At 71.1% G+C, this 15,531-nt stretch carries 20 protein-coding genes and 2 pseudogenes; 9 read left to right on the top strand and 13 right to left on the bottom strand.

The window, feature by feature from the left end; all coding sequences use genetic code 11:
- Positions 1–58 precede the first annotated feature (58 nt).
- Complete coding sequence (locus ACZ51D_RS33305; protein ID WP_465624601.1) at positions 59–493, top strand: hypothetical protein; 435 nt, start codon at positions 59–61, stop codon at positions 491–493.
- 244 nt (positions 494–737) lie between these two features.
- Here the strand turns inward: ACZ51D_RS33305 and ACZ51D_RS33300 are convergent, their stop codons facing one another.
- Both ACZ51D_RS33300 and ACZ51D_RS33295 read right to left on the bottom strand, forming a co-directional pair.
- Positions 738–1,346: a cysteine hydrolase family protein gene (locus ACZ51D_RS33300; RefSeq protein WP_465664352.1), complete on the bottom strand. Its 609-nt coding sequence runs from the start codon at positions 1,344–1,346 to the stop codon at positions 738–740.
- 146 nt (positions 1,347–1,492) lie between these two features.
- On the bottom strand, positions 1,493–2,737 hold the full coding sequence (locus ACZ51D_RS33295; protein WP_465624597.1) for an MFS transporter: 1,245 nt from the start codon (positions 2,735–2,737) through the stop codon (positions 1,493–1,495).
- Between the two features lie 138 nt (positions 2,738–2,875).
- Here ACZ51D_RS33295 and ACZ51D_RS33290 point away from each other — a divergent pair, with 138 nt between their 5' ends.
- The 3 genes from ACZ51D_RS33290 (at position 2,876) to ACZ51D_RS33280 (ending at position 5,232) form a co-directional block, all read left to right on the top strand.
- Positions 2,876–3,811, top strand: coding sequence for a LysR family transcriptional regulator (locus ACZ51D_RS33290; protein WP_465624595.1), 936 nt, complete (start codon positions 2,876–2,878; stop codon positions 3,809–3,811).
- Positions 3,812–4,068: 257 nt separating this feature from the next.
- Positions 4,069–4,392: a hypothetical protein gene (locus ACZ51D_RS33285; protein WP_465624593.1), complete on the top strand. Its 324-nt coding sequence runs from the start codon at positions 4,069–4,071 to the stop codon at positions 4,390–4,392.
- 165 nt (positions 4,393–4,557) lie between these two features.
- Positions 4,558–5,232, top strand: a complete 675-nt coding sequence (locus ACZ51D_RS33280; RefSeq protein ID WP_465664351.1) for a hypothetical protein — start codon at positions 4,558–4,560, stop codon at positions 5,230–5,232.
- A 103-nt stretch (positions 5,233–5,335) separates the two neighbouring features.
- Here ACZ51D_RS33280 and ACZ51D_RS33275 read toward each other — a convergent pair whose 3' ends face one another.
- Together ACZ51D_RS33275 and ACZ51D_RS33270 are read right to left on the bottom strand one after the other, a co-directional pair.
- Positions 5,336–6,994, bottom strand: a complete 1,659-nt coding sequence (locus tag ACZ51D_RS33275; protein WP_465664350.1) for an immunity 49 family protein — start codon at positions 6,992–6,994, stop codon at positions 5,336–5,338.
- Between the two features lie 39 nt (positions 6,995–7,033).
- Positions 7,034–7,210: a hypothetical protein gene (locus ACZ51D_RS33270; RefSeq protein ID WP_465664349.1), complete on the bottom strand. Its 177-nt coding sequence runs from the start codon at positions 7,208–7,210 to the stop codon at positions 7,034–7,036.
- 195 nt (positions 7,211–7,405) lie between these two features.
- Here ACZ51D_RS33270 and ACZ51D_RS33265 point away from each other — a divergent pair, with 195 nt between their 5' ends.
- Positions 7,406–7,615, top strand: a complete 210-nt coding sequence (locus ACZ51D_RS33265) for a hypothetical protein (RefSeq protein ID WP_465664348.1) — start codon at positions 7,406–7,408, stop codon at positions 7,613–7,615.
- A gap of 28 nt (positions 7,616–7,643) precedes the next feature.
- Here the strand turns inward: ACZ51D_RS33265 and ACZ51D_RS33260 are convergent, their stop codons facing one another.
- Both ACZ51D_RS33260 and ACZ51D_RS33255 read right to left on the bottom strand, forming a co-directional pair.
- Positions 7,644–8,909: an alpha/beta hydrolase family protein gene (locus ACZ51D_RS33260; protein ID WP_465664347.1), complete on the bottom strand. Its 1,266-nt coding sequence runs from the start codon at positions 8,907–8,909 to the stop codon at positions 7,644–7,646.
- Positions 8,863–9,432, bottom strand: a complete 570-nt coding sequence (locus ACZ51D_RS33255; protein ID WP_465664381.1) for a transposase — start codon at positions 9,430–9,432, stop codon at positions 8,863–8,865. The genes ACZ51D_RS33260 and ACZ51D_RS33255 overlap by 47 nt, the downstream gene beginning before the upstream one ends.
- Positions 9,433–9,529: 97 nt before the next feature.
- On the opposite strand from ACZ51D_RS33255, the gene ACZ51D_RS33250 reads away from it, so the two are divergent.
- Positions 9,530–9,898, top strand: a complete 369-nt coding sequence (locus ACZ51D_RS33250) for a hypothetical protein (RefSeq protein WP_360506616.1) — start codon at positions 9,530–9,532, stop codon at positions 9,896–9,898.
- Between the two features lie 82 nt (positions 9,899–9,980).
- Here ACZ51D_RS33250 and ACZ51D_RS33245 read toward each other — a convergent pair whose 3' ends face one another.
- The gene (locus ACZ51D_RS33245) at positions 9,981–10,310 is read right to left on the bottom strand and encodes a hypothetical protein (RefSeq protein ID WP_465664346.1); all 330 of its coding nucleotides are present in this window, start codon (positions 10,308–10,310) and stop codon (positions 9,981–9,983) included.
- Positions 10,311–10,358: 48 nt separating this feature from the next.
- Here ACZ51D_RS33245 and ACZ51D_RS33240 point away from each other — a divergent pair, with 48 nt between their 5' ends.
- Positions 10,359–11,105, top strand: a complete 747-nt coding sequence (locus ACZ51D_RS33240; protein ID WP_465664345.1) for a helix-turn-helix domain-containing protein — start codon at positions 10,359–10,361, stop codon at positions 11,103–11,105.
- 80 nt (positions 11,106–11,185) lie between these two features.
- Here the strand turns inward: ACZ51D_RS33240 and ACZ51D_RS33235 are convergent, their stop codons facing one another.
- Entirely contained in the window at positions 11,186–11,563 is a 378-nt protein-coding gene (locus ACZ51D_RS33235; protein ID WP_465664344.1) for a nuclear transport factor 2 family protein, read from the bottom strand.
- Between the two features lie 69 nt (positions 11,564–11,632).
- Here ACZ51D_RS33235 and ACZ51D_RS33230 point away from each other — a divergent pair, with 69 nt between their 5' ends.
- Positions 11,633–12,040, top strand: coding sequence for a hypothetical protein (locus ACZ51D_RS33230; protein WP_465622401.1), 408 nt, complete (start codon positions 11,633–11,635; stop codon positions 12,038–12,040).
- 197 nt (positions 12,041–12,237) lie between these two features.
- Here the strand turns inward: ACZ51D_RS33230 and ACZ51D_RS33225 are convergent, their stop codons facing one another.
- From ACZ51D_RS33225 to ACZ51D_RS33215, 3 genes and pseudogenes are all read right to left on the bottom strand, one after another.
- Positions 12,238–12,669, bottom strand: a complete 432-nt coding sequence (locus ACZ51D_RS33225) for an ester cyclase (RefSeq protein WP_465622402.1) — start codon at positions 12,667–12,669, stop codon at positions 12,238–12,240.
- A gap of 425 nt (positions 12,670–13,094) precedes the next feature.
- A complete protein-coding gene (locus ACZ51D_RS33220) occupies positions 13,095–13,664 on the bottom strand; it encodes a maleylpyruvate isomerase N-terminal domain-containing protein (RefSeq protein ID WP_465622404.1) in 570 nt (189 codons plus the stop codon).
- Positions 13,665–13,719: 55 nt separating this feature from the next.
- Positions 13,720–13,884 (bottom strand): annotated as a pseudogene (locus ACZ51D_RS33215) (IS630 family transposase); the annotation flags it as partial.
- 248 nt (positions 13,885–14,132) lie between these two features.
- Here ACZ51D_RS33215 and ACZ51D_RS33210 point away from each other — a divergent pair.
- Positions 14,133–14,564 carry a VOC family protein gene (locus ACZ51D_RS33210; RefSeq protein WP_465622405.1) on the top strand — a complete coding sequence of 144 codons (432 nt, stop codon included), beginning with the start codon at positions 14,133–14,135 and terminating at the stop codon, positions 14,562–14,564.
- A 69-nt stretch (positions 14,565–14,633) separates the two neighbouring features.
- On the opposite strand, the pseudogene ACZ51D_RS33205 reads toward ACZ51D_RS33210, so the two are convergent.
- Positions 14,634–15,053, bottom strand: a pseudogene (locus ACZ51D_RS33205) (transposase); the annotation flags it as partial.
- 38 nt (positions 15,054–15,091) lie between these two features.
- The gene (locus ACZ51D_RS33200) at positions 15,092–15,460 is read right to left on the bottom strand and encodes a winged helix-turn-helix domain-containing protein (protein WP_465622407.1); all 369 of its coding nucleotides are present in this window, start codon (positions 15,458–15,460) and stop codon (positions 15,092–15,094) included.
- Positions 15,461–15,531 lie beyond the last annotated feature (71 nt).

Raw genomic sequence — 15,531 nt, 5'->3', positions numbered from 1 at the left:
TCTCCTCGGAGACCCCCTGGTCACGAGCCTTCCGGCTGTTCCTGGGATCATCTGCGCCATGACGACCGACATCCGCCGCTCAGCGGGAACCAGAACGCTCTCCGACACCCTGCTTTCGATGTTCGGCATCCGGCGGCTGAGCACGGAGAAGGACCTTGCCGACCTTCGAGCGGGCACCACCTTGCAGGTGTTCTGCTCGAGCCCGACGCTGGGCACGGTCAAGATGCTGTCGGTCGGCAAGGGACGCACCATCCCGCACGCGTCGTCCGGCCACCTCCACCTCGCGGCCGGCACGGTGACCTGGCGCAACCAGCGCACCCGCGAGAACGTCGTCCTCCGGGGTCCGTTCCGTCTGTCGCCGTCAGAGCAGAAGACCCCGCACCCGAAGATGGCCCGCTTCGACCTGGCGGCGAGCGACGAGCAGCACGTGATCGTGATACCCAAGGCCGACGTCTCCCTGGTCACGCAGGTGCTGGAAGCGGCTGACCGGTAGCACGCCCTGCGACGGGCAACCCCGGCAGACGCCCGGGGCCGAACGCGGAAGCGGCGCCGGCGATCCTTACCGGCAGTGCCGTGCCGGACGTACCGGCCGGGCGTGCCGTGACCCGGGCGTGCCGTGACCCGGGCGGCGAGCGTGGCAGCGGGTGAGAGCTCCGGGCTGCTGCCGGGCCGGCGCCGCGGCCGCCGCACCGGGTGCGCGTGCGGCGGCCGTGGGTGGGCCCGGTGCGTGGTTCGGGTCAGTCGGCCCGGCGCAGGGTGGGCAGTTCGGCGGTGTCGATGAGGCGGGCCCGTGCGGGGAGGACGTGACGGAGCAGGGCGTGGTGCGCCGCGGGCTCCGGGTCGGCGACGCCGTCGGACAGGACGTAGAGCTGGTAGTCACGGTCGGCCGCGTCGATGACGGTGGACAGGACGGCGCCGCTGGTGCTGATGCCGGAGACGACCAGAGTGGTGATGCCGCGTTCGCGCAGCTGCCGGTCGAGGTCGGTGGTGGACATGCCGCCGTAGCGGGTCTTGCGCACGCTGATGTCGCCGTCCTGGGGAGCCAGGCGCTGGTGGACGGCGGTGGCGGGGTCCTCGTGGTGCAGGGCACGGTGCCGGGCCAGCGGGCCGAAGGACTTGTTGACGGCCGGGATCGCGTCCCAGTCGGCCTCGGTGAAGCCGACGCGTACGTAGGCGATGGTGCCGCCCATCGCCCGGACGTCGGCGATGGCCCCTGCCAGGCGGCCGAGCAGGGCCTCGCGGTCCCGGTCTTCGGGGAGGGCGGCCAGGACCGCGGGCTGGCAGTCCAGGACGAGGAGAGCGGTGTGCGCGGGGTCGAGTGCGGGCGCGGCGGGGGCGGTGCTCATGCGGGTGTCCTCCTGGCTGGCGGTGTGCCCGGTCGGCGCGGTCGGCCCGGTCCGCCCGGACACGCACAGGCGGTCCAGCTGCGGCCTGGCGTACCGGATGTGGCCTGATGCGGCCGCGGGCCTGGGTGTCGGGTTGTCGCGGTGTGTCATGTGCGGCTGAGGGACGCTTCCGGCTCGTGCTGCGGCGTCTGGTCGCGGCGGGGTAGCAGGAGCGGGGTGGCCAGGATGAGCAGTCCCGCGGCCGCGAGGGCGGTGCGTGGGCCGGTGACGTCGGCGAGCAGCCCGCCGAGCGCTGTGCAGACGGCGATGGACGCCTGCTGGCCGATCGACCAGGCCGTCAGGGTGCGGGCGACGAGGTGTCCGGGCGTGCGTTCGAGCCGGTAGGTGGCGAGCACCGGGGTGTACAGGCTCATGTTGATGATGATCGCCAGCTCGACGGCCATCACGGTGACGAGGCCGACGACGCCGGGACGGACGAAGACCAGGCCGATCAGCCAGACTGCGCGCAGGGTCCCGATGACCCGGAAGACCCGGTGCCGTCCGTAGCGGGCCACGACCCGCTGCGCCAGCCGGGAGCCGACGAGTCCGCCGAGGCAGGGGGCGGCGAAGGCGAGGGCATACTGCCAGGGCGGGAAGCCGAGCCGGCCCAGGAGGAGCACCGCGAGCAACGGCTCGGTGGCCATGATCAGGCCGGAGACGAGCATGTTGTTCAGGTAGAGCGCCCGCAGACCGGGATCGCCCATGATGTGCCGCCAGCCGTCGAGCAGTGCGCCCGCCCGGACCGGGCTCTTGCCGCTTGCCTGCGGCGCTTCCTCCCGGCCGCGGATCGCGGTGATGCCCAGCGCCGAGAGCAGGTAGCTGAGCGCGTCGGCCACCACGGTGGTGACCGGCCCGAACAGGCCGATCGCCGCCCCGCCCAGCGGTGGCCCGACCGCGATGGAACTCCAGTTCGTGGACTCGAACCGCGCGTTGGCCACGAGCAGGTCCTCCGGCCGGACCAGGGCCTTGAGGTAGGCGCCACTGGCCGCGTTGAACGCGATCTTGGCTGCGGCGACCACGGCCGACACCACGAGCAGTTGGACGAAACCGAGCCGGTCGAAGGCGTAGGCGACCGGGATCGTCGCCATGGCCGCGAACCGGGTCAGGTCCATCGCGATCATGACCGGGCGCTTGCGCCGGAACTCCACCCACGGCGCGAGCGGCACCGCGATCAGCGCGCCCACCGCAGGCCCCACCGCGGACAGTGCGGACACCTCGGCGGGGCCGGCGTGCAACACCAGCACGGCGACCAGTGGCAGTGCCCCGAACCCCAGCCCGGACCCGTACGCGCTCACCGCGTACGCCGCCCACAGCCAGCCGAACTGCCGGCCCAACGCTCTCCTGCCCATCATGCCCAGCGCACCCCTCGACGACCCACTCGAACAAACCGACGTTGACCGGTGAGAGCTAAGCGAGCCACACAAGCACAGGTCAAACAACTGCCCTGCCGTCTCTCCACAACCATCCGTTGTTCACTAAGGTGGGTCGGCATGGACCTCGAAGCCGTACGCACCTTCGCCGCCATCGCAGAAGCCGGCCAGTTCCAGAAAGCCGCCGCCGACCTGTCGATCACCCAGCAGGCCGTCTCCAAGCGCATCGCGGCGCTGGAGCGCGAGCTCGGCGTGCGGCTGTTCACCCGCACGCCGCGCGGCGCCGAGCTCACCATCGACGGGCAGGCGTTCCTGCCCCACGCGCGCGAGCTGCTGCGCGCCGCCGAGCGCGCGGTCGCGTCCGTGCGCGCCGGCCGCCGCCCACTGCGCGTCGACGTGATCAACTCGCGCGGCGCGGCCTCGGGCCTGATGCGCGGCTTCCACCACGCGCACCCCGAGATCGACCTCGACGTGCTGATGCTGCTCGACATCGAGACGGCTGTCTCCTCCATCCGGTCCGGTGCGATCGACGCGTCCTTCCGCGCCGTCGCCGCGCCCGGCCGGCCCCTTCCCGAGGACATCGAGTCCGTCCGGGTGCTCGACGAACCGCTCCAGCTCCTCACCGGCCCCGCCCACGCGCTGGCCGCCGCCCAGTCCGTGACACTCGCCCAGCTCGCCGGACACCGGATCTGGATGCCCGGCATCCTCCCCGGCAGCGAGTGGGCCGCCTACTACGACGACCTCGTCGCCGCGTTCGGCCTCACCATCGAGGCGACCGGCCCCAACTTCGGCTCCGACGCGCTCCTCGACACCATCGCCGACACCCCGGCCCTGGCCACCTTCATGAGCGAGCACACCCGCCTCGTCTGGCCCGCCGGCCACGGCCTGCGCCGCATCCCGGTGACCGACCCGACACCCGTCTACCCGCACTCGCTCCTGTGGCACCGCGACAACCCCCACCCGGCGCTGACCACCCTCCGCACCCACCTCGCCGCCACAGCGGCCGGCCACGACGCCGGGAGCTGGGCGCCGGACTGGGTGATTCCGCCGGTCTGACGCCGAGTGGACCCGCCCGGGCTGCTCGCCGACCACCTTCGGCCACTGACAAAGGCGTTGAGGCCGGAGGCGGCCCTCGACGGGAAGTGAGCTCGCGCGGACGGCGGCGGGGATCGGTGGTCGGACCGGGAAGCGGGAGTCGGGAAGCAGGAGTCGGGCATCGGGAGTCGGGCAACGGCAACCGCCTTCGGCGACGCGCGTCGGGCGATGCGCGTCCGGCCCTGGTACCCGGCGGTGTTGTTCGACAGGATGCTCCGATGGCGAACTTGACCCGGATCCTGACGATGACCCGCACCAACTTCCGCGCGGCCGACCGGGTCGAGCGGTGGACCGCGCGCGCGGCGTGGGCGGTGTTGACCGCGACGGCCTGGCTGGCGGTGATGTTCACGACCGTCTGGGGGGCCGAGGTCGCCGGGGTTCCCATGGGCACCGTGGGGTGGTTGGCGGTCGTCCTCTCGCTGGCGGTCCCCCTCGTCTCGTGGATCGCCGTCACCTCCGAACCCGGCGGGCGCCCCGGTGCGCCGGTGTTGACGGTTGTCCTCCTGCTGGCGGCCGTCGTGCTCGTCCTGGCCTTCACCTGAGTCGAGGCGTGCGGCCTCCGGCCAAGCGAGCGGACGGGACCGGCCGGGTGGAGGCCGAAAGCGGGCGCAGCGGTGCCGGCGCCCCCTGACGGCGGACGGACGGCGTCGCGTATCTGAGTACGCGTACTCACGTGCGGGGCCGGACAGTTGGGCGAGCATCGGCGGATGAGCCAGGGGCGCCGCAGGACGGCGAAGGTGAAGCAGTTCCTGGGCGGCGTCGGCGTCATCGCGATCATCGCTCTGCAAACGTTCCGCTCCGGCGTGCCCGCCACCTGGCGGCTGCGGCGGCTCGCCCGCTCCAAGCCTGTCCGGCAGGCCTGCGAGGACGCCGAGGAGCAGCTGCGGGCGCGGCTGGCGGCGATCGCGCGGACGTACGGGCTGCGGCCCGTCTTCAGTCAGACGATCGACGACTGCTGGCGGGCCTCACGGGTCGACCTCCTCCCCGGCCACTCCCTGGTCGGGCCCGCAATGACGGGGCACCTGCAGATCGTCGCCTACTTCGCGCCGTCGGCACCCGTGGAACGGGCGATTCCCGAGCTGATCGAGCGCCTGCCGCCCCGGCTGCAGTACGCGGACTGCCTCGCTCCCAAGCCGGAGCCCGACAGCCCCGGCCCGCACTCCACCCTCGACGGGCGGGACCACGTCACGGTGGACTGGGACATTCCGGGCGACCGTCTGATGACCGCGTGGGTACTGCCCCGGAAGGACCGGCACATGCTGCGCCGGCAAGTCTCGGCCGACCCGGACGGCCTGACCCTGGAACAGGTGCGAGAGGCACACGGCCCCCTCATCGCCTGGACCCTCACCGCCACGTACTACGAGAAGCCGAAGACCCGGTAGCTCCAGGCAGGCGGGTCCCCCGGTGGTGGCGCGGGGGGCCTTCGCGGTGCCAGCGGCGACGCCGGCGACGGCGGCGGTGCGCTTGCCGGGACCGGCCTGCGCGTCAGGCGCGCCCGGCCGCTTCGAGCAGGCGGGGCGGGAGGTAGGGCGAGCGGACGTGGACGGTCCAGCCGCGGCTGCGGCGGGCGTGGCAGGCGAGGGCGAGGATGTCGAGGCTGAGTGCGGCGTCGGTGTCGGTGGCGCGGTCGGCGACGCAGTAGTGGTCGCGGTGGGCTTCCAGGGCATCCAGCAGGGCCAGGTTGAAGGTGGTCTCGTCGCCCTCGACGAGCTGGGAGAAGAGGACGACCGGGGGCGGGAGGAAGCCCTGGTCCCTGGTGCGTTCCACCTCCTTCAGGGCCCGCTCGGTGGCCGGCCGCGGGTCGGCGCCGCGGAGGTGGTCGTGCAGGGCGGTGCGGTAGGAGGCGAACGGGGAGCGGTCCTCGGCGGCGATCGTGGGGCCGGCCAGGACGAGCGGCTCGAGGTCCTCCGAGTCGCCGGTGATCAGGGCGTAGGAGAGGGCCGTCTCCCAGAAGGCCGGGCCGAAGTCCGTGTCCCGGCAGGCGGGGAAGCGCAGGCTCCGGCCGTCGATCGTCACCTCGGCCTCGGTACCCGGCTCGGCGAGGGCGACCCGGAACACGGCGGCCCCCAGCCGGGAGGCGAGCCGCAGGTTGTCGAGCTGGGCGTCGGTGGCGTCGCAGGACTGCGAGGCGCGCGCCGCGAGGAGGTAGCTCTGGTAGCGCAGGGCGCGCGTGAGCTCCCACGCGTCCAGCGGCTCGCCGTCCTTGGGCGTGACGGCCTCCAGGGTGCGCCGCTCGAACCGGGCCTCGCTGTCCGGGCTGAGGGGGCGGGCCGGGCTCGGCCGGTCGAGGTCGACGGGTCCGGCGGCGAGGTGGGCGACGGCGTCGGGACGTGGGTCGCGGCCGAGGCCGTGGACGCGCGGGCCTGGGGTCTCGAAGCCGGTGACCGGGGCGTGGGGGAGGTAGTCGGTGTCGACCGCCGGCGTCCAGCCGTAGGTGCGGTACGCGAGGGCGGCGAGGGCGATCGGGACCAGCGGCAGGAGGCCGGCCGGTCCGGTGCCGTGCGGGCCGTCCTGGAGGAGGGCGAGCAGAGCGGCGTCGAAGGCCTCGCGGTCCCCGTCGACGAGGGCGCGCAGAGCGCGCAGGCCGGGCTGCGGCTCGGCGGGGGTGGGGAGGTCGACCTCCTCGAAGAAGTGGGCCGAGAAGCCGTCGACCAGCTCCAGGGTGGGCGTGACCGGCTCGTCGGGCATCAACTGCCGGGCCCAGCAGAAGGCCTCGCCGTGGGCGGAGACCTTGTCGGAGACGATCGCGAGGCAGAAGGCGTCGAGCCACTCCCGGGCGGTGACCCGGTGGCGGGGGTCGCGGTCCTGCCCGTCCTCGCGGTCGTAGCGCATCCCGAAGTTGGGGTAGTCGAGGAAGACGTGGAAGCCGTCGTGCGGGTAGTAGGCGGCGAAGGAGACGGCGCCGACCGCGGCCTCGGTGGCGTCCTTGAGGACGGCCTCGGCCTCGGGGGTGTCGAGGTCGGGCCGAGTGGTGGAGAGGGCGCCGAGGTAGTCGAGGAAGGAGTCGGCGATCAGCTGCCACTCGGTGGTGGTCATCAGGCCGGCGCGGGAGTAGGAGTGGACCTGCCTCCCGATCCGGTTCACGAAGTCCTCGCGGGCCTTCGTCACCCGCGCCCCGTCCACCTGGTGACGTTCGATCCGCACGGTCCTGCCCCCTTGATCATCGACTTGACCCCGGCCAGCCTAGTGCAGCGCCGCGTTGATCCTTCGGGGTTGCCGGTCAGCTGGCGGGGTCGCCGGGGTAGAGAGGCCGACGGCGCAGTCGAGGGCGTCTTCGGGGCTCCCGAAGGACAGGCCCGTGGGCAGGATGTTGTCCTCGTAGCGTTCGTTGCCGTAGGTGAACAGAGCGAAGCCCCACATCTCGGGGTGGCCGGTGTCCTTGAGCCTGCACAGTTGCAGCGTTCACGATCGAACTGCCCCAGGCCGAGCGTGAGGTGCTTGAACGCCTGGCAGACTCGCGCACCGCGCCGTTCGGGCAGGTGCAGCGGGCTTCGGTGGTCCTGGCACTGGCCGAGGGAAGGTCGAACGCCGCCACGGCCCGCGCGGCCGGGCGGCATGTGGACACCGTCCCCCGAACACGCCAGCCGGCTCGACCAAGTCGAGCTGTTCTTCTCCACCCTGACCCGACGTCTACTACGCCGCGGCCAGTTCGCCTCCCGCGACGAACTGGCCGCGGCCATCGCCACCTTCGTCTTGGCCTACGACGAACACGACGCCAAGCCCTACCGCTGGACCTACGATGGCAGCCCACTCAAAGCCGCTTGAACCCCCGAAGGATCAACGCGGCGCTGCACTAGTGCTGGAAGAGTACTTCCGGATTGTTCGGCGAGGGGCCGTCCAGCAGCGGACTGCGGATCCCCTTCAGCGTCTGGTCGAAGAACGCCGTCACGTACTCACGCGTGATCACGATTCCACGTTCGGGGTCGAGGGGCGGCGTCGGGAACCCGGCCTGCTCCTCGAGCAGGTCCGCGTCGGTGAAGCTGGGGTGGTTGGCGCCGGTGACCGCCAGCCACTTCTTGTAGCCGCCTAGGGCGGCCCAGGCCTGCCCCCAGTTGTCGCCACCGCCGGCCGAGTGGTAGGCGGCCGCACCCAGCATGAGGAACGGCCGGTTGATCCGGCCGGGCAACGGGGCCGGGAAAAAGGTGCCGTCCATGTTCACCCCGGCCCGTACTCGCGGGTCGGCGATCAGCGTGGCGGCGGCCGACGCTCCGCCGATGGAGTGTCCGGCCATGCCGATCTCGTGCTTGTCGATGAGGTGTGCCAGGCGCCACGCGGTATTGCCATGCGTCAACTGCTCGATCACGAAGGACACGTCCAGCGCGCGGCTGGCGGTGACCGTGTCCATGTCGAGGTTCGGGTCATCGCAGATCGCGCACGGCGGCGTCTGGCCGTTCGCCAGCGTCTCGCCGCTGTCCTCGTGGGTGTGGCCGACGAGCGCGACGACGTAGCCGTGACTGGCCAGGTCGGTCGCGAGCGCGGTGAGCACCATGCGCGGGTCCCCGAACCCGGGTGAGAGGACCACCAGCGGATACTTGCCCCTCTGCGGCCGCGCGCGGTCGAAGGCGTGAGTGGTGACGCTGGAAAGGTTCTGCGGGGTGATGCCGGAGCTCGCCGGTATCTTCGCGCGCTGGATGTGTCCGGCTGCCTCGGCGAGGGTCATGTAAGGGGCCGGCGTCCCGGTCCCGGGGACGGCCGGGTAGACCATCGTGACGGTCAGTTGGCGGGGGCCGGATGACGGCGCCCACGGGTCGGGACGGCTCGCGTCGGTGAGGTGGATGACGTCCTCACCGGCGGCGTAGGGGCCGGTCGGCGCGGGGAGCGTGCCTTGGAAGGACCGCGTGGGCGCGGTGGCCGTAGCCGTGGCCGGTGCGGTGTCGAACGCGTGCGTGGCCGCCGGTGTGGCCGACGGTGTGGTCGTGGCGGCGAACCCGGCGCCGGTTCCGGTGACGAGGGCGGCGAGCGCCAGCACCGCGACAGCGCTGATACGGCGATTGCGTTTCATGGGATCGACGCTAGGTTCCGCAGCTCCTCTGTCGCGTCGGCCGGTGGATGCAAACATTCTGGTGTCGTTCGTAGCCCCCGCGAGGTACCGGAGTAATCCGCCGGGAGTATGTCGTGCGGCGCGGGGTTCCCTTCGCCGACCTCGTCGAGCGCCACCTTCGTCCTGGCCTACGACGAGCAGCCTTGTTGTGCCCGCGGACGTAGGTGTCCATCGTGTCGATCAGGTCGTCGCGGTTGGCGAAGTCTCCGTGGCGGAGCACGCGGCGGGTCAGCGCGGAGAAGAACAGCTCGACTTGGTTGAGCCAGGAGGCGTGCGGCGGCGCCCAGGGGACGTGCCAGCGCGGATGGGAGGCGAACCATGCCTTGGCGTGTTTGGCGGTGTGTGAGGAGCCGTTGTCGAGCACCACGTGGATCTCCTTGTCAGAGGCGATCACCGCGTTGAGTCGGTCGAGGAAGGCGGTGAAGGTGGCCGCGTTGTTGCGGGCGATGGGGTCGGTGAGCACCTCGCCGGCCCGCACGTCGAGGGCGGCGACGATCGAGGCGGTGCCGTGCCGGCGGAAGAGGAGATCTGCACGGTGGATCTTTAGGCCTGAAAGTCGCTATCCGAAACCGGTGATCAGACCATAGGAATGGCTCCACGGCCTGACGGGCCACCCCCGATCGAAGGAGCCATCACCCATGATTCGCCTCCGCACCACCTGTATGGCCATCGCCGGCACCGCTGCCATGTTCGCCCTGACCGCGGCGCCCGCCCAGGCCGCCCCGGGCGACGTCACGACCGTGTGCGGAAGCACGCTCACTCCGACCGGCTACGTCGACGTGAGTTGGGGTTACAGCAGCAGTTGCGGTACGCAGAGCTTCAGCCCGAACATCAAGCAGATAAAGCAGCTCACCGGACTTCCCGTCGGCACCGTGGTCCAGGCCTGCGGCACCACCTACCCGCCCGCGGGCTGGGTCCAGACCGGCTCGTACTACAGCAGCAGCTGCGTCGCCTGGTCGAACCCGAGCTTCAACGACAACGCCTGGCAGCTGAAGCGCGTCTCCTGATCCGGCGACTCCGGCTGCGGCCCAGCCGCCCTGCCCCTCTGCTTGTTGATCTAGTGCTGCTCCGTGCAAGTTCGTGGAGCGGTCAGGCCGCCGGGCTGTCGAGGTAGAGGCCGCAGGCGCAGTTCAGGCATTCTTCGGGGGCGCCGACGGGTAGGCCGCTGGGAAGCACGTTGTCCTCGTAGCCGCCTCGGCTGGCGGGGTAGAGCGCGAAGCCCCAGGTGTGCAGGACTCCGGCGAAGCGGAGGCGACATAGCGGCAGGCGTTCGCCGTTCCTCAACTCACCTTCCACGTAGGCGAATCCCGCGCGAAAGCGGACGTGGACCCGGGCCAGCTGCGGCCAGCGCTCGGCGGCGCGGGTGTTCAGCCGCTGGCGCAGGTGGTGCTGCATGGACTCTGGCGGGTTCTTCGGCACGGCGCCATCCTGCCGTCCCGGCCCACCCCTCCGCCATGATCACTGTTCATGGCGGAGGGTTCGGGGCGGGACGCGGCGGCGGCCGTGGTCGTGGACGAAGAGACGCGCGGCGTGCTGCAGCGGATCGCGTCCTCAGCGAAGGCGCAGGTCAGACAGGTACTCCGGGCCCGGATCGTGCTGGCTGCGGCCGACGGGGCGGGCAACGCGGGGATCGCCCGCCGACTGGCGGTGAGCGTGAACACGGTCCGCAAGTGGCCTGGCCGGTTCGCCGAGCGTGGGCTGGAGGGCTTGAAAGACGCCGCACGCTCGGGGCGGCCGCGCCGCTACGACGACCTGGTACGCGTCGCGGTGGTCGCCGCGGCCACCGGCATCCCGATCGGCCCCGCCGCGACCTGGACCCACGCGGCGATCGCCGACCAGGTCGCGGACACGGTGTTCGCGCCGATCTCCTCCTCCCAAGTCGGCCGGATCCTGGCTGACTTGGACCTGAAACCGCACAAGGTCCGCGGCTGGCTCACCCGCCACGGCACCGCCTCGATCGTCGCCGCGCTCGACGTCTCCACCGGGCAGACCCTGACCGACACCATCCAGCGCAACGACGCCGCGACCTTCACCGCCTTCCTTGGCCGGCTCGACCGGCTCATGCCCCGCGACAAGGACATCCACGTGATCCTCGACAACGCCCACACACACCGCCAAGCACCTGGCTCGCCGCTCACCCGCGCTGGCACGTCCGCTGGACCCCGCCACATGCCTCCTGGCTCAACCAGGTCGAACTCGTCTTCTCCGCGCTGACCCGCGGGCATCCGCTGGGGCCGACGCCCCCTCAACACCGCAGGGCAAGTTCAGGAGTAGGACAGCGACAGAAGGATGACTCAGGAGGCGGACGGCCCGGTCTCCCCCGCGAAGACGATGAACTGGTCGATGAGGCTCCGTCGCAGATGGACGACGTCCGTTCCCGCCAGGCGGGGGCCTCCATCAGGCGTGGTGAAGACCCACTGGTACCGGGCCCATTCGTCAGGCATGTCCACCGCTGAGCAGCGCACCATCGTGCCGGGCCCCGCCGGGTGGCGCCGGATGTCCAGCACGAACCGCTCGACCGCCGCGATTCCTTCGCTGCGGCCCAACGGTCCCCAGAAGACCACGTCTGAGGTCAGGGCCTGGGAGAGCAGGGCAGTCACATAGCTGTCCTCCGTGGCGTTGAACGCGGAGATGAACGTGTCGATCGCGGAGCGTGCGGTCTCTTCCTGCATGCCCCAGTAATACCAGCCGTTTTGCGTGCGCTCGACCCCACGGGCTAGTGCCGCGACCTTGCTGAGGCCGTGTACGAGGGGCTCGATCTGACGCACGAGATCGCCGCACTGCACGCCAACCAGCTGGGCGACACAGTGCTGCTGCCCGGCGACGGTGGCCTCGACGGCTTCGCCGTCTGCCACTGCGGCGCCGGTTCGGAGGCCCGCCCCGACGTCTGCTTCGTCAAGTTCGGTGCTGTCCGGCCGGGGACGGGGGGCGCCGCGCGGTTCGACCGACTGCTGGACGCTTGCGAGCAGTTGGCTCTTGACCGCGGAGCAGCCGGCCTCGACACCGGCGTCAACCTCGGCCGCCCGGAGGCCTACGGCCGACTGGTGGAGCGCGGCTTCCGGACCTGGCGGCAGGGGGTCGCCATGCACCGGCCCAACCAGCCCGGCTACAGCCACCCTGGCTCGTACCTCCTGGACGACTGGCGCTGAGCGGGCTCGGGGCCGGCGCGATGGCCGTTCCCGGCCGCTCGGGCTGCTCAGGGCTCGCTCACCGGCAGCCGATAACCGTGGCGGGTTCGGGTCGTCCTCTCCTCAGGCCCACAGTTTCCCACCCGGGCCCGGGGCCGCGGCCGGGGTGCGCGCGGTGTGTCGGGCAGCCACAGGCCCCTAAGGACAACCCGGCTCGGTCATTGGGTCGGGCCGCCGAGGGGCGGGAGGATGCCGATCTGCTGGAGCAGGCCGAGTTCGTCCTTGCCGGACCACTTCTCGGCCAGTTTTCCGTTCTCGATCCGGTGGATGACCACCGCCGTCATCCGCATCGGGTTCCCGGTAGCGGGGGCACCGGGCAGGTCGCCACGGTGGGTGCCGGTGGCGGTAAGCCGGGTCACCACCTTGTCGCCCTCGGCGATCTGGTCCTCGATGAGGTGCGCGCCCGGGGTGGCGTCCCAGAAGACCCGGAACGCGTCCTTGAGTCCCTGGCGGCCGGGGGCGACCGGAAAGGGCGGCGGATGGTGGTCGATGTAGTCCTCGGCGACGAGCTCGTCCATGGCGTCGAGGTTGCCCGCGTCGATCTCCTCGTAGAAGCGTCGGACCAGGCGCTTGTTGTCTTCCGCGGTCATGTCGGCAAGCCTGACTCCCGCCGGGCATCCCGCGCGGTCCGGCGCGCCGGACTGCGCGGGGCATCATCCGGTCAGCCCCCCACCGACACTCACCCGGCCCGGTGACCGGGCCGCTGACCGAGGCGGTCCGCAGCGGTGGAGGGGACTGCTCAGCCGTGGGAACGTCGTCCCAGGGGGAGCCCTTGTCAGCGGTCAGTTCCCTTCCTCGGCTTCCCCACGCCCAGCGGTGACTACGCGACAGACGTGGCCTTCGTCTACCGCCTCATCGACGGACGCATCGCCGAGCGCTGGGCCATCCGCGACGATCTGCACATGCTTCGCCAGCTGGGCGCCCCTCTCCTGTCCAGGGGGGCCTGATGCGATGGTGGGGCCTCCATAACCCCTCGCTACTGCTCTGACCGAGAACGTTCACCCGTTGAGTGCTCTCAGTCGGATAGTGCCGCTTTCCACGTCCACGATGTCCGGCGGGGAAGGCCGTCCAGTTCCCGGCGGCCGGTGCACCAGAGAAGCACCTCGACAGGGTCTCCGAGCGGGGCGTCGGGGAACAGACGGTCGAGCACAGCCGCGCACAGCAGTGCCGGGGGCAGCCAGTCCACGGCCAGTCCCTGCGTGATGTCGTGGGTGTGGAGCAAGGTTTCGGCCACGCCCATTGCCGCGAAGCCCTCGGGGTCGCACGGACCCCAGTGCCAGGCCCGCAAGGTGGGGCTGGCTGTGGCCAACGCGATGCTGAGGAGCCGGCCGCAGGCGTTGACCGTCTGGAGTACCTCGGTCGGTGAGGCGGTGCGTCGGACGTTCAGGTCGAAGGGGAGGTAAGCGCCGGCGGCACCCGATGCCACTTGCCCTGCGTAGGCCAGGAGGTCGTGCCCGACGTGCGCCGCTGTCTCCCGGCAACTCCACTCCAGCGACCCTGCCGGCACCGTCCAGTCCTCGGCGGTGTGGGGATCGAGCACCCTCAGCATCTCCGCCACGGCCGTGTCGACGTCCTGATAGTCCATGCGGAGCTCCTCGCGAGGTTCGTGCTGTGCGACTGAGATGTGGGTGCGAACCCGGTTACGCTGCTTGGGTTCTGGGGTGCCCTCCCCATCGGACGCCCTTCTCGCTGCGGATGCCGGCCCGCTCCTTGCGCTGGGCCGCGAGGACGTCGGAGTGGCGGGCGTTCACGGTGCGCCACCGCAGGTAGGCGTGCAGCGCGCGGGTCCGGACCGTGTGGTTCGGCTGAGGCTCCGCCAGCGCCAACCCGGTGAACCTTATCGGTCACAGCACCAAGGGTTGTCCCGTAACTGATCTTTGGCAGCACGAGAGTGGCTGGCCGGGATCGCATCCCAGGTTCCCTTTGGGGAGACGCTGACCTCGGTGCACCCTTGCGACCGCACGACACGGCAGCGGGTGGCAGGTGCCTCCTCCCGATGACTGCGGACCTCCCGACCTGGGGATATGAGCAGGGCCCCTGTTATTGTGCGCCGATGTCAACGATCAGACAGTTCCAAGTGACCTTCGACTGCGCGGAACCTGCGCGCCTCGCCGCCTTCTGGTGCGAGGTACTGGGGTACGTCGTGCCGCCGGTCCCGGAGGGCTTTGCCACGTGGGAGGAGTATCACCGCTCGCTGCCGCCCGAGGACGAGATCTACTTCGCGTGTACCGATCCCTCGGGTGTGGCCCCGCGCCTGCTCTTCCAGCGAGTTCCCGAGGGCAAGGTCGTCAAGAACCGGGTGCATCTTGATGTGCGGGTCGGCACAGGGCTCGTGGGTGATGAGCGCCTGGCCACACTCGAGGCCGAATGCGCACGGCTGATGGCGCTCGGCGCGAAACACGTGCTGACGCAGCGCGCCGATGGCGTCAACGAGTCGTGCATCACGATGCAGGACATCGAGGGCAACGAGTTCTGCCTCGCCTGATTCTCCTCCGAGACTGCGAGGTGGGGGGCAGTCTCCCGGGGGGCTCTCAGGTCCCGCATACGGCGGGACTCATTCCGTGAGAGCGAGGTTGTGTAGGCGGGCAACGCCGTGCATCGCGTGGCGCACACCGTCGCCTCTCAGGCGGCAGTCGCGCAGGATCTTCCAGGTCTTCATCCGGGCGAAGGCGTGCTCGACGCGGGCGCGAACCCGTTTGTGGTCGTGGTTGTGTTCGGCCTGCCAGTCGGTCAGTTCGCCGTCTCGGGGTCGGCGGTGCGGGGATGACGAGGCCGGTTCCGGGGTAGCCGCCGTCGGCGATCGTGGTTGTCCGGCCGACGGCGGCCTTGGCTCCGGATTCCTCCCATGCCCTGCAGTCGTTGCGGTTGCCGGGCAGGGCCGGCCGACCACCACAACCAGGCGGGTTTCGGCGTCGACGACCGCCTGGTGGCTCGTCGAGTAGCGATAGTGCTTCGACTGCTCGGCGACCTTGTGGCCGGAGCAGGAAGTCGGCCGGGCCGACTTCCTGCTCCCTACTCCTGTCGTCCGCCCGCGGCCGCCGCGTCGAGGCGGCGGACGAGTTCGCGGAGGGCGCGCAGTTCACGGTCGAGCGCTTCGGCACCGAGCGGGGTGAGGGAGAGCCAGGTGCGGGGGCGGCGGCCGGCGTAGCCCTTGGTGACGGCGATCAGGCCGGAGTCCTCGAGGACCTTGAGGTGGCGGGACAGATTGCCGTCGGTGGCGCCGAGTTGTTCCTTGAGGAAGCCGAACTCGACCCGGTCTGCCTCGCGGGCGATGGTCAGGATCCCGAGCCGGACCCGCTGGTGGACGGTGTCGTCCAGGGCCAGGGTCGGGTGCTGCTCGCCGGCTCCGTCAGCTCCGTCGGCTCCGTCGGCAGCGCTCATGCGTCGGCCTCGTCCTGCTCGGCGCGGGCGTTCGCCCACGGGCACCTGCCGATGATCCGCTCACTGCGCTC

This window comes from Kitasatospora sp. NPDC033851, from assembly GCF_055576085.1.
The sequence above is the reverse complement of the archived record's forward strand: the minus strand, read 5'-3'. Positions and strand labels throughout refer to the sequence as shown.

Coding starts and splice junctions, on each gene's coding strand:
- ACZ51D_RS33225 (WP_465622402.1), bottom strand. CDS start 12,669: ATGACCGCGGAAGACAACAAGCGCCTGGTCCGACGCTTCTACGAGGAG.
- ACZ51D_RS33210 (WP_465622405.1), top strand. CDS start 14,133: ATGTCAACGATCAGACAGTTCCAAGTGACCTTCGACTGCGCGGAACCT.
- ACZ51D_RS33265 (WP_465664348.1), top strand. CDS start 7,406: ATGTGGACACCGTCCCCCGAACACGCCAGCCGGCTCGACCAAGTCGAG.
- ACZ51D_RS33270 (WP_465664349.1), bottom strand. CDS start 7,210: ATGTGGGGCTTCGCTCTGTTCACCTACGGCAACGAACGCTACGAGGAC.
- ACZ51D_RS33300 (WP_465664352.1), bottom strand. CDS start 1,346: ATGAGCACCGCCCCCGCCGCGCCCGCACTCGACCCCGCGCACACCGCT.
- ACZ51D_RS33240 (WP_465664345.1), top strand. CDS start 10,359: ATGGCGGAGGGTTCGGGGCGGGACGCGGCGGCGGCCGTGGTCGTGGAC.
- ACZ51D_RS33280 (WP_465664351.1), top strand. CDS start 4,558: ATGAGCCAGGGGCGCCGCAGGACGGCGAAGGTGAAGCAGTTCCTGGGC.
- ACZ51D_RS33290 (WP_465624595.1), top strand. CDS start 2,876: ATGGACCTCGAAGCCGTACGCACCTTCGCCGCCATCGCAGAAGCCGGC.
- ACZ51D_RS33235 (WP_465664344.1), bottom strand. CDS start 11,563: ATGCAGGAAGAGACCGCACGCTCCGCGATCGACACGTTCATCTCCGCG.
- ACZ51D_RS33250 (WP_360506616.1), top strand. CDS start 9,530: ATGATTCGCCTCCGCACCACCTGTATGGCCATCGCCGGCACCGCTGCC.
- ACZ51D_RS33285 (WP_465624593.1), top strand. CDS start 4,069: ATGGCGAACTTGACCCGGATCCTGACGATGACCCGCACCAACTTCCGC.
- ACZ51D_RS33260 (WP_465664347.1), bottom strand. CDS start 8,909: ATGTTTGCATCCACCGGCCGACGCGACAGAGGAGCTGCGGAACCTAGC.
- ACZ51D_RS33200 (WP_465622407.1), bottom strand. CDS start 15,460: ATGAGCGCTGCCGACGGAGCCGACGGAGCTGACGGAGCCGGCGAGCAG.
- ACZ51D_RS33295 (WP_465624597.1), bottom strand. CDS start 2,737: ATGATGGGCAGGAGAGCGTTGGGCCGGCAGTTCGGCTGGCTGTGGGCG.
- ACZ51D_RS33305 (WP_465624601.1), top strand. CDS start 59: ATGACGACCGACATCCGCCGCTCAGCGGGAACCAGAACGCTCTCCGAC.
- ACZ51D_RS33220 (WP_465622404.1), bottom strand. CDS start 13,664: ATGGACTATCAGGACGTCGACACGGCCGTGGCGGAGATGCTGAGGGTG.